Source organism: Mesorhizobium sp. M1A.F.Ca.IN.020.04.1.1, assembly GCF_003997315.1.
GTDB lineage: Bacteria > Pseudomonadota > Alphaproteobacteria > Rhizobiales > Rhizobiaceae > Mesorhizobium.
In genome coordinates, this window is sequence record NZ_RZSN01000047.1 from 1 (window position 1) to 26605 (window position 26605).

Here is a 26605-nt window from a genome sequence, read left to right on the forward strand (position 1 = left end):
CTTTCACGGCGGTAACAGGGGTTCGATTCCCCTTGGGCGCACCACCTTCCTTTAATTTCCCTTTTCTTTTAAAACCTTGCGACGATGAATGTCCAACCTTTCGACGCGGTTGGACAAACCTTGTTCCCTTTTCGCCCTCGCCACCTTCTCCATGCCGGTGTCGCCGAGGCGCTTGCGGTTGGCCTTTTTCGTGTAGGTTCGAGCCTCATCCGGCGTGCGGTGGCCGAGATAGGCCATGATCTCCAGTTCGGTTGCGCCGGCGTCGGCCAGGCGCGTGGCGCCAGCCTTGCGGAGGCCGTGCGATGAGCAGTGCGGCAGGCCGGCGTCAACGCACTGATCATGGAACCAATTGCCGAACGTGGTCGGCTTATAGGCGCGGTCGCCGGTATGGGTGACGAACAGCAGGCGGTTGGTCGGCAGCGGGCGCAGCACTTCCGCCAGTTCATCGAGAATTGGCAAGTCTACGTCGCCGCCGGTCTTGAGGCGCCGATAGGCGATGCGCCCCTCCCCTGTGCTCTGCCAGCCAAGGCGAATGACATCCTGGCGCGCCGCGCCGGTGTTGAGGATCAAGCGGAGGGCAAGCACGGCCTTGGACGACACGCCGTGATATTCCTCGAACTGCAGGATCTCGGCCTCAGTCCATGTGTGGAAGCCGTCGGGGTTTTCCTGGTAGCGTTCAACATCGATCGTCGGGTCGACAACGATCAGCTTTTTGCGGATGGCGAATCGGCAGAGACGGCGCAGCAACTTCAGCAGCCTATTCGCTGCCGCAGGCGTGTCCGCTTTCTTGCCGATGATGGCCTCGACGTGATCGGTCCGCAGAGCTGCTACGCGTTTCTTGCCGTGCAGGGTGCTGAAACGGTCGAATTCCTTGCCGAGGTTCAATTGCGAGATCGGCCGGAGTTTCTTCCATTTCGGCGAACGGCGGTAGTGCTCGATCAGCCAGTCGAATGTCCCGTACTGGTGGCGGGAAGGCGCCACAAGCGCCGTCGTGCCGGCAACCGCGGCGTCATAGGCCCTGCGGAACTCGACAGACCCATATTCGCCCTGCAGGTAGGTTCCTGGAACGCCCTTCATGCGAAAGCGCCAGCGCGCCTTGCCGTGGCGATCGACGACACGGGTAACGCCTGGAAAAGGATTGCCGGCGCGGCGCTTCATTCAAGCACCTCGTCCCATTCGTTTGGCTTGTCGCCGCGCTCGGCGCTTGGCGCCAGCATCTCGACGGTGCATTCGATGCGGCCATCAGGGTGAGAAACAATGCGCGCGCGTTCGAAGCCAGCGCTCTTAGCCGCCTTGAGGAAGCGGCTGGCGTCGGCTTCTGTGATGCGGGCGGCGCGGTTGGCCATCCGGCTACTCCGCTTCCATTTCCAGCGACTCGACCTGAAGCAGCGTGCTGCGAACGATCTCGCCGAGCGGAAATATGATCACCGGTTCCGCGTGAATGCCCTGCGCGGCCCACTGCTGTCTTTTCGCGTCATCGATAGGGCCATATGGATCCGCCGTAGCCGAACGCCGGAGGCCAGTGCCTTCGCCCAAATGAAACGCGATCTGCGTCAGGCGCCAGTGTTCGGGAGAAAGCCCTTCAAGAAGGCCATACTTGTCGAGCACCTCTAGCGGAGAGGTCGCGGCAATCTGAAGGTCGATAACCTTCTCCGTGGCCTCTTCGGGCCGCATGAAAAGGTAAGAGTCCCACTTTAACAGCGAGCTAGGCGTATCGTCGAAGCGAGGACCAGCTACAATCATTGCGGTCGCCTCGGCTATTTCCTTGGCGACAGAAAGGTCAACGCGGAGGTCAGCCAAGCGGCGCATGATTGCGATCTTGACGACATCGAGCGCCGTGTAGAGGCGAGGCTTGCCGTAGCCAGGATTCTGCACCGCCAGTTCGATCGCCTTGCGGTTGGTCCAGTTCTGCAGCGCCGTCGGCTTTACGCGAGTGAGCTTGAGCACGTCAGGTTGCGTGAACTTGGGCGTATTCAGATGATCCATGGGTCAGCGACCTTCGATAAATGTCACTGACGCTTATAACCGCGAACCGTCGAAATATCAATGATATTTGATAGCCCTTTCCCCAAGCGTCAAGAGCTAATTGTCAAGGCTTTCGTCAAGACTCCGAAAACCCGGTCAGGCTGGTGGAGATCAGCCCTTCGCTGTCCCGCATTCGGTTTTTGCCGCGATAGGACCCAAGATCACCGCGCGCAGCTCGTCGCCGGTCAAGGTTTCCCGCTCCAACAGCGCGGCGGCTACCCGCTCGATCACGGACCAACGGCCCTCGACGATGTTGCGGGTGACGATATCGAGCCAGGCAAGGTAGGCTGTGGCACTTTCGCCGCTGCCGCAGATCGACAGGGCCAGATCGGCGGCCTGCTGCCGGTCAGCGCTGGCGTGCCACCGCCGGACTGATTTGGCCTGGTGCTTGCGTTGGGCGATGTCGCCCGCCAGCGTGACGATGATCAACGCCTCTATCTTTGCGCGCATGGCAGGCGTTGCAATATCCGGATCGACCTTGCCACGAGCCATGGACTTGACCATGCCGGCGGCTTCACCCGCCGGCTTTATCGTGGCGAACTCGATTTTGAAAAACTGGAGGAAGGCCACAACGGCGTGGCCTGCCTCATGATAGGCTGTCGCTTTTAGGTTCACGTCCTTAAATCCGCTAACACCTTCAACCTGTTACAGCATTTGCTCCCCGTGAAACAGGATCGACCGGCTCGCCGTAGTGAAGCCGCTGGCCGGTGATGCCGGTCGGATCGTGGAGCCCGCGATTTGGGCGATCGTAATTGATCAGTCCTTCCGGATAGCGGCGCATGGGAAAAATCGCGAGTTGGCGCGACCCTGCCGGCGTCTCGATGTTCGTCTCCGGGTAGAGAAACATGCCCCAGAAGTCGCCGGTCTCTTCGCAAAGCAGGTCGTGCAGGCGCTCGATACAGGCCTTGATCTCCTCTCCTCTCGATCGCGTGGGCTTTGCCTGCTGTTCTGATATGACCAGCACGACCTGGTTTTCATGGTCGACCTTGGCGCGCCAGGTGCCCCCGTGGATGTGGGCCATGGCTACCCGAACGAGGTCGGCAGCGGTCTCGACAAATTTCTTTTCGTTGATGCGATCGAAGTCGAGGACGTCCGGAATGCCATAGCGGACGTGAGCCGGCACCGTTGCGGCAGTGGCGGCTAATCCCGCAACGCCAGCTGGCGCTGCCGCAAAGATGGTGCGTCGGTTGATCACCTGGTTCATGAAGCTCGCCTTTCCTGATTGCATGGTGGTCGCCTCCTCTGCCGAGGGCCTATTCCAAGGCATCAGGGAACGTGCGGCGAGCCCAAGCCGTCGAGCGGTGGCGGCTACTCCACTAACGGTCGGTTTCATGGTCAACGACATGTGAATTTCCTCGCGGTTCGAACCGGACTTGCTAGGCCGGCCGAAAACATGCCTGCCGGAATGTTTTCGCATTATCGGCGGGCGTCGCCGAAGCCGGGGCTAGCAACTGGCCGCGAGACCAGCCGATGTGCTTTTAGGCTTTCGCCCTGGACATGGCGCATCGACCCCGGCCGTGCTATACGACGGCCAGAAGCGGTGCGCTCGCCAAAGCGCTCCAATGCGCATCGAAGCCCGCCAAGGCTTCTAAGCGCCTCAGCAGGCCCAGTGACGCCAATCGCTGGTGCTGCTTATCGCGGTCCGGGTTGCTAGCCCACGGACACGCTGAACGTATTCGCCGAATCCGTCAAGCTTCCCCTTCGCGGGGAGACCTGTTTCAGTGCTTGCCCTGCGAAACACTGATTCGGGGTCGAGCATGTACGCATATTTCGACCGGAAGCTTGACGACGAGGCCCAGCGGCTGGGTCGTTACCACCCATGGGACGTGCAGGTATCAAACGAGCGCAATCACTACTCGGATTTCAAAGGCATGCCGCGCGACGAGGTGGCGCGGCACCTGGAAGATATCGGCAAAGGCGGGCTCATTGCCCGTGAGGCGAGCCTTGACTTCTTGGTTTGGGCGAATTCGGACGGCGTACCCTTTGAGACCAACGACTTCGGAATGAAGCCGATCAAGCGAAACAAGCAGTCGCAATCGACCAAGGGCCTTCAACTGACAGGTCGTGTGACGATCTTCTTTCGCGACCTCAAGGCCAACGTGCCCGAGAGGAGGTTGCTCGGCTTTGGCCATGTGCTTGAAAACGAGCTGAAGCAGATCGATCCCGGTTGGCAGGATGCTTGTTGGGGCTGGAACCTTTGGCCTCATGGGTTCGTGGCTTTGAAGAAGCCTGGCTCGCCGCCCAACGCGCCGCCCAACGGCGACGCGCTAGGCGACGTCATCTGCTTGAACATCTGGGCTTGGGGCGATTCACACAAAGAGATCGGCCGAGCCTATAAGAGAGCATATGAAAACTTAAGAGCAGGCCTAGAAGCCGCCGCCTCCAAATACAGGTTACCATGACAACAGCGGACTGGGCATTGGTGATCAGTCTTATGTCAGCCTGTATTTCGGCTGCTGGTTTCGTCTGGAATGTTTGGTCGAAATTCATCTATCCAAAGGCGAAGGTGCGAACTTCGTTTTCCGTTATGACTGTGATTTCTAAAGCGGGCGAATCGCCGCCGTTCTTGAACCTAAGTGCCACGAACTACGGACCAGGCGCCGTCACGCTATACGCGGCAGTCGTTCGGCCCAAGGAAGAGCAGGGTACCCTCCCCTATTTTCTAAGGACCCTCTTTAAGGTCGGCAGCGAATATGGATTGCTGAATCCGCTCGCGAACTTCCCACTTCAGCTTGACTTCACCGAGGGGCCATTCAGCGGAGGTCTCCCCAAGAATATCGAAGTCGGGGAGAGTTTCAGCGTTCGGCTCGGTTTTAAGCACCAAAGCCTTAGAGATGACAACATCGTCGACGTTGGCTTTGAAGACACCTTTGGCCGGCGGCATTGGGCACCAAGACGCCAGGTAAGGACGGTAATCGCGAGGATCCGGCGGGATTTCCCTAGACAGGCAAATCCTCTAACCCGCGATGGCGCGGCCGATCGCGAAGCCAACGCCGAGGGCGAGGCCCGTGGCGACGTTGGCGAGCAGCTGCAGAGCGAAGGCGCCGTAGCGGTCGCGCAGGCCATGCTGCGGCGCTTTCAGTAGGCGGGTTAGGTCGTCGAGCGACGTTTCCATGGCCGCCATGATAGCGCGGAGCGAATCGGGTGTGAATCCCCCTCTTACAACGCGTTGCGCTCTCCTACCGGCAAGAATTGCCGGTAGAGAAGAATTGCCGGTAGAGAGCGTCCAAATCACCCCCTCGGGAAAGCCGCTGTCGGCGCGGTGAAGCCGCTGTCGCTGTTGTAGCGCGCCACGCCCTTGGTGATGCGGATTTCCTTGATATGGCCATTGAAGTAGCCGGTGTTGTTGTCACGCGCACCGATGCGCAGGCCGTAGGCCGAATTGTGGAGGGCCGAACCGTCTGTGTTGGAGCCGACCATCGTCCCGTCTATGTAGAGGCGGTATTTGGTCCCAGAACGCTCGAAGCAAACATGGTGCCATGTCGTCGCCGTAAGCGACGCGCCGCCGCCGACATTCGTTCCGCTGGTTCCCGAGGGCGAAAACCGCCCTGTCAAACCGGGACTGATGTTGGCTTGCATCTCCCAAGCGTTGTCGCTTCCCACCGATGCATACTGCGAAACGATCGTCTGGTTGTTGGCATTCGCCACCGTCCTGACGAAAGCTTCGATGGTGAAGTTTCCCGACCCAAAATCAAAGTCCGCGCTATCGGCGGTCGAAACAAAGTCGCCACTCCCATCAACCAGCAGCGAGGCCGTGCCAAAAGGCGGCGAGACGCCTGTGTCGAGCTGCGCGTTGCCGTTGAATGTCAGCGAATGAGCGGAGAGACTGTCGTCGGTCGCCGAAGTCGCGCCATCAGCTCCATCGAAACCGACAAGCAGGACGACATTGGCCCAATAGGGATCGCCGGTTGGCGCAGCGGCATCTGCGAATTGATCGATCTCGATCGAGAACGGGCCAGCATCATTGTTGCTGAACCAAAGAGCGACGCCAAAGGTCGCCACACCTAGCACATTGCTGAACGGCGACAGCGACGCCCCTGTGAACTCGTCGGTCCAGGTCGAGCCGTCTGGGCTGGTTTGGAACGTGTAGCTCGTGCCGTCAGGCGAGATCACCAGCCGAATCCAATTCGGACCGTTCTGGGTGCCGTTGGCCGAGGCTCCGCCGTCCGATGTCGTGTGGCCGGTTTGCTGATTCCATCCATTTGGCGGCGTGCCATAGACCTTGTACTTGTGGAGGCCCATCGAGCCATCACCGCGGAGGCCAACCAGATGGAAATCGTTGTCGGTTTTGAAACCGAAGCCCACCATCGCCGATTTGCCTTGCTGCATTAGCTGGGCAAAGTGCGGAGTGTAGCGGAAGGTGTATTGCCGGCCGGCAGCGACCGTGGCCAAGGGATAGACGAATTTCCCGAAGCTGCCCGACTTGATCTTGCCGTTGATCGTGGTGCCACCGCTTACGGTGGTGCTCACCACAGGCTCGCCGACGAAGCCGCCGTCGCTCGATCCGCCACCTCCGCCGACGACAACCGCGCGACCTGGAACGGAAGCACCGTTGAGCATGTGGACAAACATACGCGCGTTCCTTTCAGTGCAACACGAGCGCGCCGACGACGGCGATCGATGCGATGAGGGCGAGCGCGGGCATCATGCCTTTCCCTCCGGCTCTTTCAGCGCGAATTGGCGTTGGCCCATCTCGTCGATCGCGACGGCCAGTTGCGTCCAAAACACGTCGACCATCTGCCAGTGAAGCGCGAACCGATGGATCGAGCCGTCGGGCCTGTGAAACTGAAAGGCGAGGTACTGGCCGTCCTGCGATGCCCCGAGCCAGTATTTCCCGAAGTTCACCGCTTCGAAGCTGCCGAACTGTACCTTGAAGTCAGCTTGGTTCTTCGCAAGCTCGGCGGCCTCTTCCGGCGTCGTCGGCCGCCACCATGCTTCAGGTTTCTCGGTCATCAGCGCCCCCTAGAAGGGGTGCGGCCAGCGCTGGCGAGAGATTGGCCCATCGCCCATTGGCCGAACTTGGCGACAGCATCGTCTTCTGCGATCGCCTGAAGCATTTCGTCTCGCGTCGGACCATATTGGAGGTTGAATGTCCTCACGCTCTTGCTCGAACCGAAAGACATGGCCGGCGCCAAGTTCGCGGTGGCGAGACCACCACCGGCGAAGCGCTGCACCGACATGCCCTGTGTCAGGCCATCGGCAAGACCGCCGATGCTGAAACCGCGAAGGGCCCGGAGCGGGTCCATCCCTGCGTTGATTGCATGGAAGAAATCCGCTCCGAGCGCTTTGACGATCTTCGCTTGCACTACGAATTCGCCGACGGAGAGCCGTGCGAGGATGCTGTCGCTGGTGCTGGTGCCGGGCCCGCGGGCGAGATGACCGCCACGGGCAAATCCTTGTGTCGATCCACCGCCGCCACTGTCGCCGCCGCCGAGGCCGACGAGCTGCTTCGCCAAATTGATGGCCGACTGGATCTTCGAAACGATACTGTCGACCAGAGACGAAATGCGATTGAGCACGCTGCTGGCGATGCTGACCAGGCTGTTGAAGACGCTGGTGATCCGCTGAGGCAGTGTGCCGAACCATCCGGCGATGCGGTCGACGATTTGCTGAGCGATCGCGCCAAGCTTGTCGATAAGACTGTTCCAGACCGACACGATGGCGTCGACTATGCCGTTGAAGGCATCGACGGCCATTTGCTGGCCCTGGTCGAACGCGCCGACGATGCTATCCCAGAGACCCGTGGCGCCGTCTACGATCGCCTGCCACGTGCCAGCGGCGCCGTCCGTGATGAATTGCCAGGCAGCAGCGGCGCCAGCCTTCAGGTCCTCCCAGAAGACGCCGATCGCCACGCCGGCCGCCACGGCCGCCGCTGCGATAGCCAAGGGAATGCCGCCTACCAGGCCGGCGAGGAAGCCGATCCCCGTCACGACCGCCGCGATCGTCGAGCCGAGCAAGGTGAATGCGCCCACGACGGAAAGCACCGCGGCACCGAGCGCGAGCTCGCCGCCGGTGATGTCGGTGCCGAAGATCTTGTTGATCTGATCCGCAACGAACTGTGCGCCGGCGCGCAAGGCCCTGAGGGCTGGCAGCACCAGGCCGTTGAAAACGCCGGCGACATCCGAACCGAACTGCACGATCGCCGCCGACCAGTCCTTGATCCACGGATTTTTGATGTCCTGGGTGTTGCCGGAGAGAAGGTGCAGGAGATCACCCACGACGCTCAGCACTTTCCGATTGATCGTGTCCGCGAAGTCGACCAGCGCTTGACGGTTCTCGTTGATGATGCTGGCGAAGCCGTTGGCCAAGGCCGTGATGCCCGGCGCGAACAAGAGGCCGAGCTGCAGGCGCGTGCCGGCGATTGCCTTCTTTACCGAATCGAGACTGTCGCCGAGCGCATCGCCGATGGCCGCCTGATCCTTTGTCAGGACAATGCCAAGCTGTTCCGCCTGCTTTCCGAGATCGAGGATGCCGGCCTTCGCCTGGTTAAGGAACGGCAGCAGCTCGGCGCCGGCCTTGCCGAATAGTTCAATGGCCAGAGCCGATTTCAGCGCGCTGTCCGGCATCTTAGCGAAGGCATCGGCGACATCGAGCAGGATGGCCTCGTTTGACCGAAGGTTGCCGTTCGCGTCTCGGATCTTCACGCCGAGCCGATCGAACACGGTGCCGGCCTGCTTAGTGGCGTCGGCCGCTTTCTGTGTCGCGCCTCCGAAGCGCGTGACATGGACGCCGGTCGCGTCGAGCGCATCGCCTGCTTTCGTCGTGCCCTTGGCGGCTTCGGCGATGGCCTTGTTGAGTTTCGACATGCCGCCGACGAATTGCTCTGTCGAGATATTGGCCATATTCGCGGCGAACTCGAGCTTGGAGTAGGATTCGACCAAAAGGCCGCTCTTTTCAGCATTTTTGCCGGCATTATCGGCCGCCTCGCCGGATGACTTGGCCAGGCCGAAGATGGCGGCGCCGGCAGCGGTAGCACCTGCTGCCAGACCGGTGCCGATGATGGCGAGGTTCTTGCCAACGGTGGCGAGGTCGGACTTGACCCGTGAGAGGCTGGCCGTGAATTTCTGGAAATCGGCCTTGTTGGCCGCGGCCTGGATGGCCTTGAAAGCTTCCTCGCCCTGCTTTCCGAGGGCGAGCAGCTGCGCCTTGATGGTGTCGCCGCCATCAAGGGCGATGCGCTGGGTGATGGTGTTCTTTGCCATGGTCACGATCCCTTTTTCTTGGCGGCCTGGTGAGCCCTGCCGGCCCGCCTGATCCTCTCTTTCCGACAACGCTGGGAACACACACTTGGCGGGCGCTTGCGGCCCTGCACGACGGCAACGAACGCGCCGCCGCAGATCGCGCAGACCAGGTGATGTTCGGTCGGCGCGATCATCACAGCAGCGTCACCGTCAGGACGACGCCGCAAGACAGGGCGAAGGCGAGCCAGGCGAGCATCAATGCGCCGCAGACGAACTAGGAGCTGCGACGGCTGTGGCGCCGGCCTTAAGCGCCAGGGCATAGACCTCCGCATGTTCCTTCTTCAGGCTCTCGCCGATCGAGACCCTGTCTGGCTCGGTCCGTCCGATGATATGCTCGCGGAGGAACTCCAACACGGCCCAATCAGTATCCATCATTGCGAGTTTCCATACGTGCCTGGCGGGCGGCAGCGCGCTTGGCGTAGATCTCCTGCGCCGTCGGAATGCCGTACCTCTTGTTGACTGTGTCGATCGCCGCTGCCCAGCCGCGGTCGATCTCGCCCTGGTCCCTGCCAGAGGCAGGGCCGCCAGCCGTCATGCCGGTGGCGTGCGAGAATATCGCTTCTTGGGAGGCAACACGTTCGGCCTGAAGCGTCGAGACGGCGGCCTTGGCGCTGGATCCACTTTGGATGAAGCCGACGACGCGTTCGGGCTTCCCCATCATTGCGCAGGCGGCGGCCATCTCGGTCATCTCGCGGCGAATCGCTTCCGCCTGGACGATCGAACCGTCATCGATCGACACGAATTGCTGCCTCTGGGTCGGCACCCAATCCGCAGCGGCGTCACCACGCTGGGCCGCATTCCAGATTTCGGCAAAGGCGATGTTCGAGGCAAGAGGCTGGCCCTTGAATTCGGCGTCGAAAGCGGCAGCGAGAGCGGCCGCAGCCTTGCCGTGTGACTTGATGAACTGCCAGAACTTCGTATGCGGCGGTTCGGGCGCCGGGGGCGGTGTCCATTCACCCGCCAGCATCGCCGCCAGGGCCACCATGCGTTCAGGCGCGTGACTGTATAGGCGATAGTCGAAGGCAGCAGCGCGCATCGAGGGAGAAGTCTCTACGCCGGTGGCGTATTTCTTCGAAACGGCCTGGTCGCCGTTCATCCAGGTTTCAGCCGCCATCTCGGCTTCGATATCAGCCCGCGGGCGCCCGGTGCGCTGGGCATAGATGTCGACCATCCCGCCGTCGACCGCCTTCAGTGCGTCGATCTGCTTCTGATGATCGTCGGAATTTCCGATCGAGAAGCTTTGGGCCTTGTGGACCATCATCAAGGCACCGGTCCGCATCAGGATCGTATCGCCGGCCATCGCGATGACGGACGCCGCCGAGGCCGCCACGCCATCTATCGATACTTTTACCTTGCCGGGATGTTCCTTCAGCAGGTTGTAGATCGCGACGCCATTGTCGGCGATGCCGCCGCCGGAATTGATCCGGACATTGACGTCCTTTTTGCCGATTTTGGTGAGCGCCGTTTTTACATCGACATCGTTGAAATATTCGACGTCCGGCAGGAACCTGGCGCCGACCGTTCCGTAGAGAACGATCTCGCCGTTGATGAGCACATCCATTTCCGTTTTCTCCTTTCAGGAAGGCAGTGAGCTATCGGCCGCAAGGACCGCGCGGGGGTCGGCGTCGCCGCGCCGCAAGATCTCGATTCCGGCCGCCTCGGCGGCGCGCACCAGCGATTCTTCGGCAAGCTCCAGGTCGAGGAGCTCCGCATCGAATTTTGCGAGTAATTGGCGGTGCGCGTCAGCCGTCGGACCGTCGCCCGCAGCGTAGGTCTCGGACAGCTTTTCGACGAGACGCTGCCGCAACAAAGGCGCGGCGAAGCCGAGCAGAATTGTCGCTGCGTTCTGGCCAAGCGCCGGCATTACGTACCTATCGCGCTCAGTGAACTGCTCTGCCCTGAGGAATATGTCGGCCCGTTCGGTGAGATGATCCATCAAGGCGTCAATGCGCTTCAGCGCTTCCTCCTTCGGGACTGGCGCCATTTCGAGTTGGCTACGCCTTTTCTTCAAATCCGCGATTTGGGCGCGCAACTGATCGAGGCCGGATTTGACTTCTGCCGCGGCGCTCTTGGTGGCCTTCAGCACCCCGGAAAGTTTCGAGATCAGGCTCATGCGCGCGTCCTCCCTTCGGCGAACTCCTCGCAGGCCCGAAAGAGGGTGCCCGCCATCGTGGACCGTTCCCGCGCCGATTCGAGCGCGGCACTGTTGGCGACGAAGTCGGCCTCGATCTTGGCGAGGTCGGCCTTGGCGGTCGCGAGTTGCGCCCGGATCGGCGTTTCGTCGCGTGCGCTTTTCAGGCGATCCTCGAGGCTGGCGATCAGCGCCCTAGCCTCATTACGCTGCCGGTTCAGCGCATTGCCCATGTCGGTGAGCTTGGAGATGGCTCCAAGGGTCTGGCTTCTGATTTGACTGAGGTTCCTCAGCCGGCTCGGATCGATTTTCATCTTTAGGCTCCTTGCAACTTTAGCGGGTTCTTTAGGCTGGTCTTTAGGCTTGCCGAAAACCGTCAGACTGGAGCGGATACGCACTTCGTCGTCCCGCATACGGTTTTTGGGTCGGGAGGACCCGCCAACATCTCGACGATCGCCAGGCGCAGGCGCTCCAACCCCTCCCTGCCTTCCTTCGGAAAGTAGGCAACACGCTGCTTTCCGAGGTGCGGAAGCCATGGCCATCCTCGCTCGACATGGATGATCTTCCATTCGCTGAAGGCGGTAGCCTCGGCCGGCACCGGCTCGAACATTGCTACGAGCGGCTGCATCCTCTCGTCGACCGTGCATCCCTTGGCATCGGCAGCGTCCTGCAACACGAAGGTCGCAGCCTTGAACCCATTGTTTGCCTGATGCTCGAGGCGGTAGCGCTCCGCGCTGGCACCGCCTTTTGCGATCTCGGCAGCGACGAAACGGGACGGTGCCGGCATGCTCTTGTCTGGCCCATTGAGCAGAAGCGCATACAGGTTCACGCCCCACAGTGGACCGAACGGCGGAGCATAGATGCGAGGGTTAGCAACCGAACCATCACCGTTCGCCAGCAGCTTGATATGGGCGCCGAACTCCTCGGATGTCGGAAGCTTGAACCGGCGATTAGCAGGCCGATCGACGGCCCCGGCGATGAACTCACCGACCGCCCTGCCCACCAGGTCGAGAGAGCGACCTTTGCACGCCATGATATAGCCAGCGACCTTAGCTGCTGCTGCATCGCCTGCTTGGCCGAAGGGAACGTCATAGCTAGCGAACAGCGTCGTCAGATGTTCCTTCAGGCCGATCGAAACGTCTTCGCTCATGAACCTAAAACCTCGTCGAGCACTGCAATCATAGGATTGCTGCCTTCTGCCGATCTCTTCTTCAAACGAGGGGGCCGCGCGCCACGCGCGCGCTCTGGAGTGGTTTTGGAAGAGGATGGAGTGGTAGTCGGAACGTCGTTCCGGTCCATGCGGAACGTGGTTCCGGTCTTACCGGAACGTGGTTCCGGTCGTTCGGCGGCCAAGGCCGGAACGTCGTTCCGGTCATCAGGCCACATCGCGAGGTATTCGTAGTTGCTCCAACGGCGTCCTTTGAAGCCGTGCAGGTGGCGCTTAAGCCATCCCTTTTCCACCGCGATTTCCGTGTGCTTGCGGATCGCCCGATCGGTGAGGCCCGTAGCTACCGCCAACTGTTCTTGCGTCGGGAAGCAGCTGCCGCCGAGGTCGTTCATGAAGCAGCTGATGGTCAGCAGCAAATGCCGCGTGGTCGGCTGTAAGTCCGATTTGATGATCGCGTGACGCCAGGTCCAAGACCTGGAGGAGGCGGCAGAGGGGCTCATGCCGGCACCTCGCAGGCGAACGGACCCCCGCCGGCGATCGGCCCGGAAGCCATCGCCGGCGGGAGCGGATCACCCCATGCTCCGGGGATTTCCAGCTCTTGGCTCGCTTGAGCACATGGACAAGAAGCCCGCTGAAGGGCGACGAGGGGGTGCAGCGAACCTTCCCGTTGTTCGGCAGAGCAAATAGCCGTCAGAACTGCCCCTCGCATTTCGCGAAGGCGGTTGGACATCACCGAGAAAACGCTAATGTTTTCAATGATGCTGGTTGGGGCGGTTGGACAAGCTAAGCCGTTGAAAAGCTTGGAAACCGTCACGCCCCTTGGGCGTACCAGCAGATGTCAGCGACTTAGCACCCTCTCCCGGCAAATCATCCAATAACGTCAAATAGCGACTGCGTATTTCGGCCGACGGTGACCGCGAAATAGGCCCGCTCTGCGAATCCGTAGCGGCTCGTGTCATCCGGTGGCGCTTTTCATAACGTGAACGCCTTCCAGCGCTCCTCGAGTCAGACATTATGGCTCAAGCAGTGCGAAACCATATAGCGCCCACAACTGCTCACATTCTCTCGCCCTGAGGCTCGGTGTTCCTGCTTTTCCGTAAAACACCATCGCTCCGCGAACTCCGTATCCAAGCACGGATGCATTCGCAACGAACTGGATAGCTTCCCCCAGGCGCATGGTGCCGATCTTGGCATCAGTCTTGTTGGCGAGGTCGACGACTCCAAGGATCTCAGCGTCAGTGTTCCTGGCTTCGAGAACAGCATCCGAAGTCGCACTGGTGACGCAAAAAGGCATCGTATTAGCCTCTGCTAATAATAACAGCGAACTAACGCGTCTTGTTCCCGAGGATCGACAGGCCCGGCCACCGAGGTCGCCGGGAATTGCCTCGTATTTTAGCAACATCTGAAACAAATGGATTTCGCGAGCGTTTAAAGCTCCACAAAGGAGCTTCGACGATGGACCCGGCTACGGCAGCGGTGATGGTTTTGCTTTTGTGCAGCCCAGGCGAGGCTTCGATCTGCAAACCGCTTAATACGGCGCCTCGGGTTTTCGCCTCCCTCAACGAATGCCGTGCCTCATTGGCAGATGAACTCGCCGGCGCTCCTAGCGGAAGAATGGTCGGCCGATGCCAGGTGATCGATCCGACCATCACGGGCTCTTTGCCAGCCGGCTATACGACAGTTACGATTACGCGCGGCGAGAGCGTTGTCAGGTATATTGTTCCGCACAAGGAATAGCCGGGCCACCTAAGCAGCCGAGCCTGGTCCGAAGAGTATCGATCAGCAGCCCGTCTATTTCCGCCGCCAAACATTCTCCACCCGAACCAAGACGAAGCCAGTGGCGTGGGTCGATCTCAATCCGGTAGGAATCGCCGTGCAGGGTTTCCATCGTATGGGCCAGGAATCGCGCAGCAAGATCGACTTGGGCCAGCTTCGCCTTGACCTCTGCGGCTCCGTCGGCGACGGCATCGGCACGCTGCGGAATTGTCCTCCTGCCGAACAAGGGCGGCTTAGCCGGCTCTACGCTGAAACTTCGTCAGATACCGTCCCAAGTGTTGGAAGAAAGATATTTGGTGGTCGGCATAACTGCCCAGCCAAAATCCATTTGCATTTCGCGCGGCGGGCTGTTCAGCATCCGCGTCGTTTTTTTGGGCATCATGCGCATATTTCAGGGCCGCTCCCATGCGGTTGAGCGTTTTTAAAATCGACATGGCTCATCATCCTTCCATGTGCCGAAGCCGTCCCGCGAGCGATCTTCGGCTGCTTTCGATCGGTACTAGATGGTCGATGATTGTTTCCGCCGCGTCGCACGCAAGCTCACGGGCTGTAACCAAACAGTTGCCCCTGAAACGCTCGCACACAACCAAGCTGGTCAGAAGGTTTTGAGGTGATCGGAGTTGTCCCAGGCATCCCACGCACAGGGAGCGTGTGCCGTTGCCTCCTCGAAACAAAGCCGAAATTGCGCACCATCAGATCGAAACATGATCGCTGCAAAAACGGCGTTGACCGGCACTGCCGGAAATCAGAGCAAAGGGAAACTCAAATGACCAACATCATTCGTAATGCAATTCTGGCTACTGTCGCGGTTTTCAGCTTGTCCGGTGCGGCTTATGCTCAGCAGCAGACCATCACTTCTTGCAGCAATCACGATTATTACTGGAGCCAGTGCCTGGGTGCCGCAAACAACGGCCACCAGAGCGGCGGCCGCGGACACGATCGCCACTGATTGACGATCGGGTTCCAACAAATGCCTCGCTGGCAAGTTGCCGGCGGGGCTTTGTGCGTTCTGGCAATTTTTTTGACACAGCACGTCGCGGCCCAATCGCCCCCAGTGTCCAGAGTTGCACGACAGCGCATGCAGCCGACCAGCCGCAGGCGGTTGAGACGGCACGATCGACAGCACGACGCCCGAAGTCATCGAGGCGTCACGACTGGTCCCGCAGATGACATCCAAGACGCAGTGATACAAAACCGAACCTCTGCCTGACGCCTCGGAACAAATCTCCGTGACCCATAGCTGAAAGCAATCGTGCACTATATTATAACATGGTCGAGGCGATGCGATGTCGAACGTCTACGATCTTGGAACCGATCTGGTGCGTCGTATCTATGAAAAACGCATAGATGCACCGGCGATTCTTGATGCCTCCACGCATTTTCCCAACGCGACGAAGTTCGCAGCCGTCTGGCAGAGTATTCGCGATGAAGCGCTGTCGGTGCAGTTGAACCGGGTTCCGCGTTTTCACGACATCATGCCGGAACAGGCCGAGATTTCGGCCAATGACGGCCTCGATTGGCGCATGTTCGTGCTCAAGGCCTACGACATGACGATCCCGGAAAACCTTGGGAAGATGCCTACCCTCAGCCGGTTGCTGTCGGAATGCCCCGAGGTCAAATCGGCGGCTGTTTCATTCCTGGCGCCGCGCAAGCACATCCCGCCCCACCGCGGCCCCTTTCGCGGCATCATGAGGTTTCATCTCGGCCTTGTCATTCCGAAACTGGCGGACGGCCGCCCGGCAACGATCATGATGATCAACCATCAGGAAAAGCGGATCGCCGACGGCGAATGCCTGCTGTGGGACGACACTTTCGAGCACGAGGTCATGAACAGCGCCGATCAGGCGCGTATCGCCTTGTTGCTTGATGTGTGGCGCCCGGATATGCCGCTGGACATGGAGATCCTGTCCAGGTTGATCGTTCGCGGCGTGCAGGTGGGAATGCACTACAGAGGGGTATCTTTCGCCGGTTAAAGCGTCACGCTCTCGCTTCGCGAAACCCTCTTGCGCTGCCGCCGCGCTTCAGCGGCAACATCATGTCCCTTGCGAGCAAACCGCTGACGCGGCAGAAGGCCATGAAGGCCCGGCACGCTTCCTCGGCGCTTGCCACATCGACTGTCGCGCCGAAGCAGGCGTTAAACGCGGCGTCATAAACCTTGCCCTGCCGGCGCTTCGGCCAGTTCTGCAGGAAATCGAGCGCCTGCTCGACGCTGTAGATTTCCTCGACCGGCAGGCCGGGCGCGGGCGTGATGCGCACCGGCACCTCGAATTGCAGTCTGTCCATTCCCTGTCTCCCGAACTGGCGAAGTCGGAGCAACGCCGTTCGTTCTGAAAAGTTCTTTGACCGGTTTTTGACGCAGGAATGTGACCTCAGTGCGGTGCGGGCCCGGCGACTGCCGCGGCAGATCGGCGCCCTGGCCACATCGTTCGACCGTGCGATGCAACCGGCATCGCCCTGTCGAGGTTGCGTCTACTGGTTCGCCGGCTCCCTCTCCGCCTCGTAGGCCATGCGCGAGACCGCCACCAGCAGATAGGCGGACGGCACGGCGAAGATGACGCCGAGCACGAGGGCCTGCGCCTTGCCGGCGATCCTCAGCCAGGCAAGCGTTTCGCCCTGCCGCATCGCGCTGATGCCGGCGCCGCCCGGGGCAGACGCTGTCGAGGCGGAGACCTCGGCCTGGCGAAGCTCACCAGCGCAAGCGCAAGCAGCGCCATCAGGGCCGAGCACGCGGTCCTGCTTGGCAGCAGCGTCGATCTTGCGCGTTCCGGTGCCGTCAACGGGCGTAAATCTCCTGAATCCTGACCCGGCTACCGCAAGGGATGGTGCAAGGAAAGCTTCGCGACACCCAGATGCGCCCGCCCAGCGAATATTCCCTCGGCAAACCGGTTGCAGGCACTTCGTCCTTGAACCTTGCGGCTTCCAGTGCCAAATCTGGAGAAAATTTCCGCACCGGCTCGCGTCAGGAGCCAACCCGCGAACGGACAAGAATGGTTACCTATCTCGACGCCGCAACGGCCCCCTTGAGAAACACCGGCCAGATCCGCCTCTATGGCGAGGAAGGGTTTGCGGGCATGCGCAAGGCCTGCGATCTCACCGCGCGCTGTCTCGACGAGCTTGTGTCGATGGTGAAGCCCGGCGTCACCACCGAGACCATCGACCGTTTCGTCTTCGAGTTCGGCATGGATCACGGCGCATTGCCGGCCACGCTCAACTATCGCGGCTACACCAAATCGTCCTGCACTTCGATCAATCACGTGGTCTGCCACGGCATTCCCGACAACAAGCCGCTCAAGGACGGCGACATCGTCAACATCGACGTCACCTACATCCTCGACGGCTGGCACGGCGATTCCTCGCGCATGTATCCGGTCGGCACGATCAAGCGCGCCGCCGAGCGCCTGCTCGAGGTGACTTACGAATGCCTGATGCGCGGCATCGCCGCAATCAGGCCGGGCGCTCGCACCGGCGCGATCGGTGCCGCTATCCAAACCTATGCCGAGGCCGAGCGCTGCTCGGTGGTGCGCGACTTCTGTGGCCACGGCGTCGGCCAGCTTTTCCATGACGCGCCGAACATCCTGCATTACGGCACCGCCGGCGAAGGCGTCGAGATGCGGCCCGGCATGATCTTCACCGTCGAACCTATGATCAATCTCGGCCGCCCGCATGTGAAGGTGCTCTCTGACGGCTGGACGGCGGTGACGCGCGACCGTTCACTGTCGGCACAGTACGAGCATACGATCGGCGTCACCGATAGCGGCTGCGAGATCTTCACGCTGTCGCCAAAGAAGCTCGACCGCCCCGGCTTGCCGGATTAGTCTGCCGCAGGCACGGCATCGGCACGGTCTAATATCCATAACAATTGGCGAGGCGCGCCTAGGCTGGAAGCCCGGCAGTATCACCAAGCCCGGCTCCGGCTAGAAGTGCGGACCTGAGGCACATGGCTGCCGGCAACAAGGGTTTGTCGAGCCGTCGGGCAAGATAGATCCAGCTCTTCGTCGTCCCATTTTCACCAAGCGCAGCGGCTGAAAGCTGCACGAGCCGCTCTTCGACAAGATCCTGCGCGATCAACCAAAGTGGAAGCCGCCCCCAGCCGATGCCTGCTCTGATCAACGCCAGTTTCGCCTCTTGGCTACCCACCCGCCACTTGCGCTGGGAGAGCACGCCATAGTCGCGGCCATGGGAGCGAGGAGAAGCGTCCATCAGCACGATCTGGATGTGATCGGCCAGCTCTGGCGTACTCACCCGGCCTTTCTTCGCTATCAAGGCAAGAGCGTGCCCAGCACCGACGACCGCCGCCATCGACAGCGGCGCGAGGGAATCGAATTCCAGGCGCGGATCGCGCAGGTCTTCGCCCACCGTTATCGCGAGGTCGACCGTGCCTTGCAGGAGGCAATCGATCGGTTCCCCAAGGGTACCTACCTGCAACCGGACGCCAACCGTCGGATAGGTGGCGTGGAGGGCTTCGAGAGCCCTGCCGACGGCCGGCAATGAAACAAGCGTGTCCACCATCAGCGCAAGCTCGATTTCAATGCCGCTGCCCATACCCTGCGCCTTCGCGCGCAGCAGATCGGCGCGTAGAACCAGCGAGCGACAGTCGTCCAGCAGGGCCCGTCCGTCCGAGGTCAAGGTCGGCCGACGAGTCGACCGGTCGAACAGGACCGTCTTGAGTTCGGTCTCCAGATTGGCAATCGCGTGGCTTACCGCCGACTGGGCGCGACCGAGCCGCATGGAGGCCAGGCGAAAGCTACCCGCGTCCGCCACGGCCAGGAACATCCGCATCTGATCGAGAGTGAGCGCGTCGAGCATGATCGATCAATTAGATCAGAAAGCGCCAACTTTTAGCAATCCCATCGATCGCCCCGGTGTGTCATCACTTCCTGACCTGAGACAGGAGAGCGAAGTGACTGAACGGCTCAAGCTCGCAGCGCTGATCGGCAGCACGCGGGAACGACGCTATGGCGACAAGGTCGGAAACTGGTTTGCCCAAGAGGCGCAGAGACTGGGAGATTTCGAGCTTTCCCTCATCGATGTTGCAGACATTGATCTGCCCAGCCGGCACTTGGCGGAGCCGACACCGGCGATGAAGGCATTCACGAGTAAGCTCGCCAAGGCAGACGCCTTCGTTGTCGTCACCCCCGAATACAATCACAGCATGCCCGGTCATCTTAAGCACGCTATCGACCAGGCTACTGAAGAGTGGCACGCCAAGCCGGTCGGCTTCGTTTCATACGGTGGCGTTTCCGGCGGGTTGAGGGCCGTCGAACATCTTCGGCAAGTATTTGCCGAGCTCCACGCCGTCACCGTCCGGGACGCAGTAAGCTTTCACGGGGTGTGGGAGCATTTTGCCGATGGTGCGGGCCCGCTCGATCCGAAGCGCAGCTCCGGCGCTGTCAAAACCATGCTCCACCAACTCAAGTGGTGGGCTCTTGCGCTGAAGGAGGCGCGTTCGCGCGCCCCCTATACCGTAGGCTAACACATGGATTCGCAACGCATCATTGCAGGCGCCCTCATGACCATAGCCATGACGCTGGTCGGATCCGGCGTGGTGGCCTCGAAAATCATTGCCGGCGGCATGCACCCTTTCCTCGCCGTTCCCCTGCGTTTCCTGATTTCGACGCCGATCCTCTGGGGACTCGTCTTCCTGACAAGCACGCCGCGGTCGCGGCTCTTGGCAAAGGAATATATGATTGTGATGATTCAGGCGGCCGCGGGCAGCGCCGGCTATAGCATTCTAATGATCCTCGCCTTGACCTTGACGACGAGTGCCAATGCCAGCGTCATCCACGGCCTTTTGCCTGTATTGGCTGCCCTCGTTGCAACGCTGGCCTTGAAGGAGAGGCTTGGCGCCAAGCTATGGATCGCCGTCGGCGCTGTCACGGCAGGCGCACTTATTGTCAATGTCGCCTCTGCCAAGGGCTTTGGCCTCGATCTGAAGCTGCTGGCGGGTAACCTGCTGGTGGTCCTCGCTGTTTCCGGCGAAGCACTGTTTGCTATCCTGAACAAGAGAATCAGCAAGCCGCTGGCGCCGCTCTATCTCGCGGCGCTGATGAGCAGCATTTCACTGGTGCTGACCTTGCCGCTCGCCACTGCCCTTGTCGCGTTTACCACCGTTGCAGCAGCACCTGCCGCCCTATTGGCGACAGTCTATATCAGCATTTTTCCCACCGTGATCGGCTTCTGGCTCTGGTATTCAGGAGCCGCGCGCGCCAGCGGCGGAGAGGCTGGCGTGTTCATGGCAGTGCTGCCGGTCGCGGCACTCGCGCTCTCGTTTCTTCTTCTCGGCGAGACCATCACGACGATCCACATTCTCGGAACCGCCCTTGTCGTCCTCGGCATCGCTGTTTCGGTCAGCGGGGCAAGAACGGTGAAGAAGCAGGCTGCCGAAGGTGCTCATGTTTAACGCTCGCCAATAGGCGATGCAGCCCTCATCGTCACGGCGTCTTGATATGTCCCAGCAACGCTCCCGGCTACTTTCTTGAAATGATCGAGAACCGTTTCGCGTTTCAGAATCATGCTTTAGTCTCTGGCAAAGGTCTTCTTTCGATCAGCGATGCGGGCGGGCGATGGGAAAAGTCGAGGACGAGCGGGCGTTTTTCTCTGAAGCCTGGGTAGAGCCGCCGAAGAAAGAGGTGGCGCCTGTTGAGAAGCCGCATTACCACGGCCATCGTGATCGTCTGCGCGAACGCTTTTTGGCCGGTGGTCCGGACGCCCTGCCCGACTATGAACTGCTTGAGCTGCTTCTCTTCCGGCTGATCCCGCGCGTCGACACCAAGCCGATCGCCAAGGCGCTGATCGCGCGCTTTGGTTCGCTTGCCGAAGTGCTCGGCGCGCCGGCGTCCCTGCTCGAGGAAGTGAAGGGCATCGGGCCGATGGTGGCGACCGATCTAAAAGTCATCGCCGCCACGGCGCAGCGCATGGCGCGCGGCGAAGTGCGCGGCCGCGAGGTTCTGTCGAACTGGACGCAGCTTCTCGACTATTGCCGCTCGGCCATGGCCTTCGAGGCCCGCGAGCAGTTCCGCATTCTCTTCCTCGACAAGAAGAACGGGCTGATCGCCGACGAGGTGCAGCAGACCGGCACGGTCGACCATACGCCGGTCTATCCGCGCGAGGTGGTCAAGCGCGCGCTCGAACTTTCCGCCAGCGCGATCATTCTGGTGCATAATCATCCCACTCAACCCTTTTCAATCACGCACGATCACGCTTTAGCACATTGATACATATTGCTTTTTCGACTTGTCGTAGAGTCGGACATTGTGGCATATTGGGGTCGGTTTTAGGGGGATCGAAGCCCGTTTTGAACCCAACCACAGACCCCTACTACCCGTCAGCCGATCCCACTCGAAAGCCCACGGGAGACACCAGTGCCAAGCCTTACCGATGGAGAGATTCGCCACGCTTTGAAGCAGGTCGAGGAGACCAGTAAGCAGCAGAACCTTGTCGATGGCGAAGGTCACGGAACAGGCCGCCTCGTTCTAGTGATCAAGCCAATGCCGACCCGCATAACGGCGGACTGGATGGCCCAGCAGTGGCGAGACCAAAAGCGTCTCAAGAAAAAGCTCGGCTCGTATCCGTCAATGAGCCTCAGCCAGGCCCGCGAGATTTTCAGGCGCGACTTCGCCGACATGATCCAGAAGGGACGCAGTATCAAGATTGCCGGCGACACGCGACCCGGCACGGTCGCCGATCTGTTCGAGGCTTACGTCGCGTCGCTCAAGGCGGATGGAAAACCGTCCTGGAAGGAGGCCGAAAAGGGGTTGAACAAGATGGCCGATTCGCTCGGTCGCAACCGCCCTGCCCGCGATATCGAGCCTGATGAGATTAGGGACATCATTCGCCCTGTTTATCAGCGAGGCAAACGGTCCATGGCCGATCATATTCGAAGCTATGTTCGCTCAGCCTACAGTTGGGGGCTGAAGTCCGAGCATGACTACCGCTCAACCTCGGTCCGCCGCTTTCGTCTCGTCTACAATCCAGCTGCGGGCATTCCAACCGAGCCGAAAAACGTTGGAACGCGTTGGTTGGACGAAGAGGAATTTATCCGTCTCTATCGTTGGCTCGAATGTCCCGATGCGCCGGTTCATCCCCCTTACACGCGTGCAGTAAGAATTCTTATGCTAACCGGCCAACGCGTCGAGGAGATCGCTCGGCTACACGTCGATCAATGGGATGCGGCCGAACGCATCATCGATTGGTCCAAAACTAAGAATGGAAAGCCTCACGCAATCCCGGTGCCCAAGATCGCGGCCGAACTTATCGGGTCGATCAGGCCCAATGAATTTGGCTGGTTTTTTCCATCCGCAACCGACCCGTCCAAGCCAGTCAGCCATGGCACGCTCTATTCGTTCATGTGGCGCCAACGCGATCGCGAGGTCATCCCCGTCGTGACAAACCGCGATCTCCGGCGAACCTGGAAGACGCTTGCCGGTAAGGCAGGTCTCTCGAAAGAGATCCGAGACCGATTGCAGAACCACACTCTGCAGGACGTAAGTTCCAAGAGCTACGATCGCTGGAATTATATGCCGGAAAAACGTGCCGCCATGGCGCGATGGGACAAGTTTGTCCGCGATATCCTGGTGAAGAAGAAGCGTAAAGCCGCATTCAAGGAAGCTGCCTGACGATTGTTTCCTCGCCAGCGTCACATCTGTGACCAACGAGAGCGCTGGCGAAGGTTGGGTAGAGCGCTAGAATTGCTTTGCCAGTTCAGTGTCCTCCGATATGGCCTCGGAGCTCCGCCATGCTTTCCTCCTTCAGGGCCGCGACCAACTTGGCTGCAGAATCCCAGTGCTTGGCAACATCGGTTCGCGTTCTTGCGCGGCTCCTGCGACCACCCGGCAAGTCTCCCGCGATCCTCTTCAGGTCGTGCAGTACCGAAGCTAGGTGGGGCCACGGAAAGTCAGTAGGATCTCCGATATCTCGATCAGCGCCAACGATCATTTCCAACTTCGCGATGACGCCGAAGAGCGACGTAGCCGCGACTTCGGGGATAGAATCTTGAAGTTTTAGAGCCTCGGTCATCGCAAAGACCTCGGCCTCCCGTGCAACCGCATAAGCCCCTGTATCAACGACAGTTTGCACCGCTCGGCTTTCAGCCTGGTTTCGTAAATCTGCGGTCAATCCGCAATTTCCGGTATTGACCATCATTCGGCTCTCCAACCGTTGCTGCACGCGGCATAGCAGCAGGGAGACGTACCGAGCTATTTGCCAATCGTTTACTAGGGGCAGCGCCGGGTCGTCCATGCCTGCCAGTTGCGGCCCTGAATCGTTCCCATTTGCGGCATGGGCATTCGGATCTGTCGTCGACATGGTATCGGCTCTCGGGCGAATATGACGCTCAGCAAATACATACTATAGTTGATAAACTTAAAGTGTGTAAACCCCGATTGTCGGACGCATGGACATGCGTCACCTAGTTGGAAAAAATTTCGCGCGGATTCGGCGAGAAAAAGGGCTGACACAGGAGGAGGTCGAAGCACGCTCTGGATTCAGTCAGCAGTACCTGAGCAGCCTTGAGCGCGGTCGGCGGAACCCGACAGTGATCACTCTATATGAGCTTGCCCAAGCATTAGAAGTGAGCCATTTGGAGTTGGTCAAACCAAATGACTCTTAGGCAGTCTTGTAGGCATTGGTGTTGCTTCAAACCGCTCGCGCGCCATTCGCAAGCAGCAGCGAAAGTAGAGGTGCGTTTGTCCGATCTTGCGACCTTGCCGCTGAGGGGCATCAATAGCGACGCGCTGCCGAGAGATCTAGTAGGATACCATGGGTGTCCGAAAGCCGACGACGGTTGAAGACCCCAATGAAGTCGTAGGGCTCTGATGTCCGCGGCATAAACCAGTACAAAACCAAAACGTCGTCCTGTCCGCCCTGTTCAAGCGCACTCTCTGAACAAGCTCTGAGGTTACGGCCAAATTGCTCCGGTTGCACTGGAGCGCCGACTGCGACGGCGATTGTCTGCATTTTTTTGCTGGAGCCGAACGTGATGCCCGAGTGAAAGAAAAGATGCGGGTTAGCCCTCGTCTTTCTCATTCCCTTCTTCATCAACTTCTCAATCTGTTTCTGTTGCGTGATGTCAACGTTCAGCAGACGATGGCTGAATCGGGTCCAGCCTTCGGGCAGCCTCTTTTCTAGAGAGGTTAGGAGTTTTGCCCAGAACTCGGTGGTCGCAGCAGACGGTGACGAAAGTCGAACACTTCGGTTTTCGTCACGGACATACTTTAGGGTGGCTGATAGGCCATACCAGGCGTGGTGGCTTCCATCATATTCGTCTTCACCGATATTGAATCGGGTTCTGGAATATAGAGCAAGAAGATCCAATTCGTCCGCCGTATAGGTCGCATTTCGTTCAAGCTCCGCCCTTCGGCTCAAATAGTGACAGCGTTCGACTTCCCTCGGTACCAGCTCGAAGACTGTTTCAAGGTCGAATACGGACATCGTTGGTGCGATGTCCGATTCCTCGGGTACAAGACCGACTTGCTTGAGCTGTGGCCAATGTGATGACAGGGGCCCTACGACATCTTGGACGATGTTCACGCGAACAATGTCGCGAACTTCTTTGGCCCAAATAATGAGCGGCCCCTGCCGAGTCGAAAATGATAACGGCCCGCTTGTGCCGACGATGCGCTGTTTCAATCTCAGCGACTGTTCTGAAGGCGCGACGATCAATTCATTCAGCGTGTCTTTCAAGCTTCGGAAAGCTCCCCGACGGGCCGCGGCGTTTATTTTTGCCGACTTCGCTTCGAATATCAGCACAGTCTTGTCAATGATCGCCACAAGATCCGATTCCCAAGTGGTCACCCCACCATCATCGCTCCATTTCACCTGCTCGCGAACATCGGCATGGGGAAGAGATTTTCTCACCGCAGCGCTTAGTCGAGCTTCCAACCAGTCCGCGCGCGCTTTCTCAGCGGTCTTTTTGAGCTTGGGTACCTTCGCGCATAGGCTTTCGACAATCTCTGCCAGGTGCACACCTAGGATCTGTGGACCGACACAGAAGAAGTTGCGTTGGTCCAGCGTAATGAGCGGTTTGCGTTGTATCGGATTGTCAAGATGCAGGTGTTGAAGGTCCACTTCTGTAACTTCACCGAAATTTAGCGACAGCTGCGAGAGTACAGCGATGATCGACTGCCTCTGTTCGATTGGCGCAGCTGCTACCACCTCGGCATTAGAGAATCTGAAAAGTTTCATCCAGCGTAGTTCGTTGATGTTCCACAGGAGTGCAAAAAGCTGCTTTTGATCGTGTAGGAGCATCGTTGCGCGGGCAGAAATCTCTGCTTGCTCATTTGGTTTGAGGTTTCGGATGAAAGCCTCGAGCATCGCCTTCCCGGAGTTCTTTTTGGTCATCCAAGCGCGCATATCTTCCAGATGAGCCTGAACCCGGCTTTCCGATATGTCGATGATCGCCGAAAGCGCAGCAACGACTTCTGTCGCATCGCAGCCGTAGTAATACCGAAACGATCCATTGACCGACTTCGCTAGCTCTGAAGCATACTGCCGAGTTTGAAACCCTTGCCGCGGCCCCCTAACTGCCAGCGTCCAGCGTTGGATAAGGTTCAACACTTGCTGTCGGCGGTTTCCGGCTGCGTCGGTCGAGATCTTGCTTTTTGCTTGATCCTGATAGGCCTGCGCATTCTGGCCAATCAAATCGATGATGCGCTCCGTGACCAGCGGATAATCGGTTTTCGGATCGGAGGCTGCGCGGCGACGTGATAGGGCCAGTGCCTGGATCAATTCAAGATGAAAAAGCTCCAACCGGGATTTGCGATCTAGCTTTGATGGATTTAACCCGTCAATAATCAATGCGAAGGCGGCACGTGCCAGAAACTCCAACGCATCGACGGCAGTCGCCTCTTCGACGAGCTTCGCAAGTGTCTGCCGAAACAGATCGGTCGCGGCACTTCCTGCCGCATGAGCGGCGGCTACTTCTTCATCACTTAACTGTTCCGAGTTTATTTTCATACCTTTGCCGCTAAGGCGACCCTCTTGCAAACGCCGAGCCCATCAGGGGCTTGCGTGCATCGATCCCACAGCCCAGCCCTGCGCAGAACGCCTCGAACCGGGTTAACGAGTTGTTCACCGATCAGATCGCGCGGGAGAGGTCGCTCAGCGAGCTGTAAGAAGATAATCCGCAGGCCTACCTTCCCAGTTTCTAATGCGGATCGGAAGAGAACGCTCCCGGACTTGATGAACTGACATCTGGCAATTGTCGAGCGTTGCCGGAGGAATTCAGCCCGTGCAAGTACCCCGTAGAGGTCCATGCGCTCAAAATGC

Annotated in this window: 32 protein-coding genes; 10 read left to right on the plus strand and 22 right to left on the minus strand. The window is 59.6% G+C overall.

The features are described from left to right. Positions 1–51: 51 nt before the first annotated feature. The 5 genes from EOA49_RS12340 to EOA49_RS12360 all read right to left on the minus strand — a co-directional run bounded on the left by EOA49_RS12340 (position 52) and on the right by EOA49_RS12360 (position 3229). Entirely contained in the window at positions 52–1158 is a 1107-nt protein-coding gene (locus EOA49_RS12340) for a tyrosine-type recombinase/integrase (protein WP_127243172.1), read from the minus strand. After that, positions 1155–1346 carry a hypothetical protein gene (locus EOA49_RS12345; RefSeq protein WP_127240965.1) on the minus strand — a complete coding sequence of 64 codons (192 nt, stop codon included), beginning with the start codon at positions 1344–1346 and terminating at the stop codon, positions 1155–1157. Before EOA49_RS12345 ends, EOA49_RS12340 begins: the two co-directional genes overlap by 4 nt. Positions 1347–1350: 4 nt before the next feature. Further along, entirely contained in the window at positions 1351–1986 is a 636-nt protein-coding gene (locus EOA49_RS12350) for a hypothetical protein (protein ID WP_127240964.1), read from the minus strand. A 150-nt stretch (positions 1987–2136) separates the two neighbouring features. After that, a complete protein-coding gene (locus tag EOA49_RS12355; protein ID WP_127240963.1) occupies positions 2137–2640 on the minus strand; it encodes a hypothetical protein in 504 nt (167 codons plus the stop codon). Between the two features lie 22 nt (positions 2641–2662). Then, complete coding sequence (locus tag EOA49_RS12360; RefSeq protein WP_127240962.1) at positions 2663–3229, minus strand: hypothetical protein; 567 nt, start codon at positions 3227–3229, stop codon at positions 2663–2665. A gap of 553 nt (positions 3230–3782) precedes the next feature. On the opposite strand from EOA49_RS12360, the gene EOA49_RS12365 reads away from it, so the two are divergent. Both EOA49_RS12365 and EOA49_RS12370 read left to right on the plus strand, forming a co-directional pair. After that, positions 3783–4427: a hypothetical protein gene (locus tag EOA49_RS12365; protein ID WP_127240961.1), complete on the plus strand. Its 645-nt coding sequence runs from the start codon at positions 3783–3785 to the stop codon at positions 4425–4427. Next, positions 4424–5110, plus strand: a complete 687-nt coding sequence (locus EOA49_RS12370; RefSeq protein WP_127240960.1) for a hypothetical protein — start codon at positions 4424–4426, stop codon at positions 5108–5110. The genes EOA49_RS12365 and EOA49_RS12370 overlap by 4 nt, the downstream gene beginning before the upstream one ends. A 146-nt stretch (positions 5111–5256) precedes the next feature. On the opposite strand, the gene EOA49_RS12375 is transcribed toward EOA49_RS12370, so the two are convergent. From EOA49_RS12375 to EOA49_RS12430, 12 genes are all read right to left on the minus strand, one after another. Further along, positions 5257–6597 (minus strand): LamG domain-containing protein, encoded by a 1341-nt coding sequence (locus EOA49_RS12375; protein WP_127240959.1) that lies wholly within the window; start codon positions 6595–6597, stop codon positions 5257–5259. A gap of 72 nt (positions 6598–6669) precedes the next feature. After that, entirely contained in the window at positions 6670–6978 is a 309-nt protein-coding gene (locus tag EOA49_RS12380; RefSeq protein WP_127240958.1) for a hypothetical protein, read from the minus strand. Further along, positions 6978–9227 (minus strand): hypothetical protein, encoded by a 2250-nt coding sequence (locus EOA49_RS12385; protein WP_127243173.1) that lies wholly within the window; start codon positions 9225–9227, stop codon positions 6978–6980. The genes EOA49_RS12380 and EOA49_RS12385 overlap by 1 nt, the downstream gene beginning before the upstream one ends. A gap of 234 nt (positions 9228–9461) precedes the next feature. Then, positions 9462–9641, minus strand: coding sequence for a hypothetical protein (locus EOA49_RS12390; RefSeq protein WP_127242269.1), 180 nt, complete (start codon positions 9639–9641; stop codon positions 9462–9464). Then, the gene (locus tag EOA49_RS12395; RefSeq protein ID WP_127243174.1) at positions 9628–10827 is read right to left on the minus strand and encodes a head maturation protease, ClpP-related; all 1200 of its coding nucleotides are present in this window, start codon (positions 10825–10827) and stop codon (positions 9628–9630) included. The genes EOA49_RS12390 and EOA49_RS12395 overlap by 14 nt, the downstream gene beginning before the upstream one ends. Positions 10828–10842: 15 nt before the next feature. Beyond that, positions 10843–11379 carry a hypothetical protein gene (locus tag EOA49_RS12400; protein ID WP_127241778.1) on the minus strand — a complete coding sequence of 179 codons (537 nt, stop codon included), beginning with the start codon at positions 11377–11379 and terminating at the stop codon, positions 10843–10845. Beyond that, a complete protein-coding gene (locus tag EOA49_RS12405) occupies positions 11376–11810 on the minus strand; it encodes a hypothetical protein (RefSeq protein ID WP_127241777.1) in 435 nt (144 codons plus the stop codon). Before EOA49_RS12405 ends, EOA49_RS12400 begins: the two co-directional genes overlap by 4 nt. Next, positions 11774–12547, minus strand: coding sequence for a hypothetical protein (locus EOA49_RS12410; RefSeq protein WP_127241776.1), 774 nt, complete (start codon positions 12545–12547; stop codon positions 11774–11776). The genes EOA49_RS12405 and EOA49_RS12410 overlap by 37 nt, the downstream gene beginning before the upstream one ends. Next, complete coding sequence (locus EOA49_RS12415) at positions 12544–13065, minus strand: helix-turn-helix domain-containing protein (RefSeq protein ID WP_127241775.1); 522 nt, start codon at positions 13063–13065, stop codon at positions 12544–12546. The genes EOA49_RS12410 and EOA49_RS12415 overlap by 4 nt, the downstream gene beginning before the upstream one ends. A gap of 512 nt (positions 13066–13577) precedes the next feature. Further along, positions 13578–13976, minus strand: a complete 399-nt coding sequence (locus EOA49_RS12420; RefSeq protein ID WP_245322496.1) for a hypothetical protein — start codon at positions 13974–13976, stop codon at positions 13578–13580. A gap of 297 nt (positions 13977–14273) precedes the next feature. After that, positions 14274–14567: a hypothetical protein gene (locus EOA49_RS32605; RefSeq protein WP_127241774.1), complete on the minus strand. Its 294-nt coding sequence runs from the start codon at positions 14565–14567 to the stop codon at positions 14274–14276. A 7-nt stretch (positions 14568–14574) separates the two neighbouring features. Continuing rightward, positions 14575–14775: a hypothetical protein gene (locus EOA49_RS12430; protein ID WP_127241773.1), complete on the minus strand. Its 201-nt coding sequence runs from the start codon at positions 14773–14775 to the stop codon at positions 14575–14577. Positions 14776–15107: 332 nt separating this feature from the next. On the opposite strand from EOA49_RS12430, the gene EOA49_RS12435 reads away from it, so the two are divergent. Next, a complete protein-coding gene (locus tag EOA49_RS12435) occupies positions 15108–15290 on the plus strand; it encodes a hypothetical protein (RefSeq protein ID WP_127241772.1) in 183 nt (60 codons plus the stop codon). A gap of 337 nt (positions 15291–15627) precedes the next feature. Then, positions 15628–16314, plus strand: a complete 687-nt coding sequence (locus EOA49_RS12440) for an aspartyl/asparaginyl beta-hydroxylase domain-containing protein (RefSeq protein WP_127241771.1) — start codon at positions 15628–15630, stop codon at positions 16312–16314. Positions 16315–16318: 4 nt separating this feature from the next. Here the strand turns inward: EOA49_RS12440 and EOA49_RS12445 are convergent, their stop codons facing one another. Beyond that, on the minus strand, positions 16319–16624 hold the full coding sequence (locus EOA49_RS12445) for a DUF982 domain-containing protein (protein ID WP_095779214.1): 306 nt from the start codon (positions 16622–16624) through the stop codon (positions 16319–16321). Between the two features lie 186 nt (positions 16625–16810). Continuing rightward, positions 16811–17068, minus strand: coding sequence for a hypothetical protein (locus EOA49_RS12450; RefSeq protein WP_127243175.1), 258 nt, complete (start codon positions 17066–17068; stop codon positions 16811–16813). A 260-nt stretch (positions 17069–17328) separates the two neighbouring features. On the opposite strand from EOA49_RS12450, the gene map reads away from it, so the two are divergent. After that, positions 17329–18156, plus strand: a complete 828-nt coding sequence (gene map, locus EOA49_RS12455; protein ID WP_067000098.1) for a type I methionyl aminopeptidase — start codon at positions 17329–17331, stop codon at positions 18154–18156. 58 nt (positions 18157–18214) lie between these two features. On the opposite strand, the gene EOA49_RS12460 is transcribed toward map, so the two are convergent. After that, positions 18215–19147 carry a LysR family transcriptional regulator gene (locus tag EOA49_RS12460; protein ID WP_127242151.1) on the minus strand — a complete coding sequence of 311 codons (933 nt, stop codon included), beginning with the start codon at positions 19145–19147 and terminating at the stop codon, positions 18215–18217. Between EOA49_RS12460 and EOA49_RS12465 the strand changes: the two genes are divergently transcribed. From EOA49_RS12465 to EOA49_RS12480, 4 genes are all read left to right on the plus strand, one after another. Then, a complete protein-coding gene (locus EOA49_RS12465; RefSeq protein ID WP_206519984.1) occupies positions 19146–19814 on the plus strand; it encodes an NAD(P)H-dependent oxidoreductase in 669 nt (222 codons plus the stop codon). The genes EOA49_RS12460 and EOA49_RS12465 overlap by 2 nt on opposite strands. 3 nt (positions 19815–19817) lie before the next feature. Next, a complete protein-coding gene (locus EOA49_RS12470; protein WP_127242150.1) occupies positions 19818–20741 on the plus strand; it encodes a DMT family transporter in 924 nt (307 codons plus the stop codon). Positions 20742–20904: 163 nt separating this feature from the next. Next, positions 20905–21555 carry a DNA repair protein RadC gene (radC, locus tag EOA49_RS12475; protein WP_127240158.1) on the plus strand — a complete coding sequence of 217 codons (651 nt, stop codon included), beginning with the start codon at positions 20905–20907 and terminating at the stop codon, positions 21553–21555. Between the two features lie 147 nt (positions 21556–21702). After that, positions 21703–22956 (plus strand): site-specific integrase, encoded by a 1254-nt coding sequence (locus EOA49_RS12480; RefSeq protein WP_127240157.1) that lies wholly within the window; start codon positions 21703–21705, stop codon positions 22954–22956. Positions 22957–23041: 85 nt separating this feature from the next. On the opposite strand, the gene EOA49_RS12485 is transcribed toward EOA49_RS12480, so the two are convergent. Further along, on the minus strand, positions 23042–23482 hold the full coding sequence (locus tag EOA49_RS12485; protein WP_127240156.1) for a hypothetical protein: 441 nt from the start codon (positions 23480–23482) through the stop codon (positions 23042–23044). A 250-nt stretch (positions 23483–23732) separates the two neighbouring features. On the opposite strand from EOA49_RS12485, the gene EOA49_RS12490 reads away from it, so the two are divergent. Next, complete coding sequence (locus EOA49_RS12490) at positions 23733–23948, plus strand: helix-turn-helix transcriptional regulator (protein WP_127240155.1); 216 nt, start codon at positions 23733–23735, stop codon at positions 23946–23948. A 110-nt stretch (positions 23949–24058) separates the two neighbouring features. Here the strand turns inward: EOA49_RS12490 and EOA49_RS12495 are convergent, their stop codons facing one another. Next, on the minus strand, positions 24059–26293 hold the full coding sequence (locus tag EOA49_RS12495) for a hypothetical protein (protein WP_127240154.1): 2235 nt from the start codon (positions 26291–26293) through the stop codon (positions 24059–24061). Between the last annotated feature and the right edge of the window lie 312 nt (positions 26294–26605).

Bases quoted from the DNA above. Each gene is read 5' to 3' on its own strand.
- EOA49_RS12350 (WP_127240964.1), bottom strand. From the start codon at position 1,986: ATGGATCATCTGAATACGCCCAAGTTCACGCAACCTGACGTGCTCAAG.
- EOA49_RS12385 (WP_127243173.1), bottom strand. From the start codon at position 9,227: ATGGCAAAGAACACCATCACCCAGCGCATCGCCCTTGATGGCGGCGAC.
- EOA49_RS12470 (WP_127242150.1), top strand. From the start codon at position 19,818: ATGGATTCGCAACGCATCATTGCAGGCGCCCTCATGACCATAGCCATG.
- EOA49_RS12445 (WP_095779214.1), bottom strand. From the start codon at position 16,624: ATGGACAGACTGCAATTCGAGGTGCCGGTGCGCATCACGCCCGCGCCC.
- EOA49_RS12395 (WP_127243174.1), bottom strand. From the start codon at position 10,827: ATGGATGTGCTCATCAACGGCGAGATCGTTCTCTACGGAACGGTCGGC.
- EOA49_RS12460 (WP_127242151.1), bottom strand. From the start codon at position 19,147: ATGCTCGACGCGCTCACTCTCGATCAGATGCGGATGTTCCTGGCCGTG.
- EOA49_RS12440 (WP_127241771.1), top strand. From the start codon at position 15,628: ATGTCGAACGTCTACGATCTTGGAACCGATCTGGTGCGTCGTATCTAT.
- EOA49_RS12365 (WP_127240961.1), top strand. From the start codon at position 3,783: ATGTACGCATATTTCGACCGGAAGCTTGACGACGAGGCCCAGCGGCTG.
- radC (WP_127240158.1), top strand. From the start codon at position 20,905: ATGGGAAAAGTCGAGGACGAGCGGGCGTTTTTCTCTGAAGCCTGGGTA.
- EOA49_RS12430 (WP_127241773.1), bottom strand. From the start codon at position 14,775: ATGTCGATTTTAAAAACGCTCAACCGCATGGGAGCGGCCCTGAAATAT.
- EOA49_RS12490 (WP_127240155.1), top strand. From the start codon at position 23,733: ATGGACATGCGTCACCTAGTTGGAAAAAATTTCGCGCGGATTCGGCGA.
- EOA49_RS12345 (WP_127240965.1), bottom strand. From the start codon at position 1,346: ATGGCCAACCGCGCCGCCCGCATCACAGAAGCCGACGCCAGCCGCTTC.
- EOA49_RS12370 (WP_127240960.1), top strand. From the start codon at position 4,424: ATGACAACAGCGGACTGGGCATTGGTGATCAGTCTTATGTCAGCCTGT.
- EOA49_RS12340 (WP_127243172.1), bottom strand. From the start codon at position 1,158: ATGAAGCGCCGCGCCGGCAATCCTTTTCCAGGCGTTACCCGTGTCGTC.
- EOA49_RS12375 (WP_127240959.1), bottom strand. From the start codon at position 6,597: ATGTTTGTCCACATGCTCAACGGTGCTTCCGTTCCAGGTCGCGCGGTT.
- EOA49_RS12415 (WP_127241775.1), bottom strand. From the start codon at position 13,065: ATGAGCCCCTCTGCCGCCTCCTCCAGGTCTTGGACCTGGCGTCACGCG.
- map (WP_067000098.1), top strand. From the start codon at position 17,329: ATGGTTACCTATCTCGACGCCGCAACGGCCCCCTTGAGAAACACCGGC.
- EOA49_RS12495 (WP_127240154.1), bottom strand. From the start codon at position 26,293: ATGAAAATAAACTCGGAACAGTTAAGTGATGAAGAAGTAGCCGCCGCT.
- EOA49_RS12380 (WP_127240958.1), bottom strand. From the start codon at position 6,978: ATGACCGAGAAACCTGAAGCATGGTGGCGGCCGACGACGCCGGAAGAG.
- EOA49_RS12485 (WP_127240156.1), bottom strand. From the start codon at position 23,482: ATGATGGTCAATACCGGAAATTGCGGATTGACCGCAGATTTACGAAAC.
- EOA49_RS12400 (WP_127241778.1), bottom strand. From the start codon at position 11,379: ATGAGCCTGATCTCGAAACTTTCCGGGGTGCTGAAGGCCACCAAGAGC.
- EOA49_RS12360 (WP_127240962.1), bottom strand. From the start codon at position 3,229: ATGAACCAGGTGATCAACCGACGCACCATCTTTGCGGCAGCGCCAGCT.
- EOA49_RS12435 (WP_127241772.1), top strand. From the start codon at position 15,108: ATGACCAACATCATTCGTAATGCAATTCTGGCTACTGTCGCGGTTTTC.
- EOA49_RS12465 (WP_206519984.1), top strand. From the start codon at position 19,146: ATGATCGATCAATTAGATCAGAAAGCGCCAACTTTTAGCAATCCCATC.
- EOA49_RS12390 (WP_127242269.1), bottom strand. From the start codon at position 9,641: ATGATGGATACTGATTGGGCCGTGTTGGAGTTCCTCCGCGAGCATATC.
- EOA49_RS12410 (WP_127241776.1), bottom strand. From the start codon at position 12,547: ATGAGCGAAGACGTTTCGATCGGCCTGAAGGAACATCTGACGACGCTG.
- EOA49_RS12405 (WP_127241777.1), bottom strand. From the start codon at position 11,810: ATGCGGGACGACGAAGTGCGTATCCGCTCCAGTCTGACGGTTTTCGGC.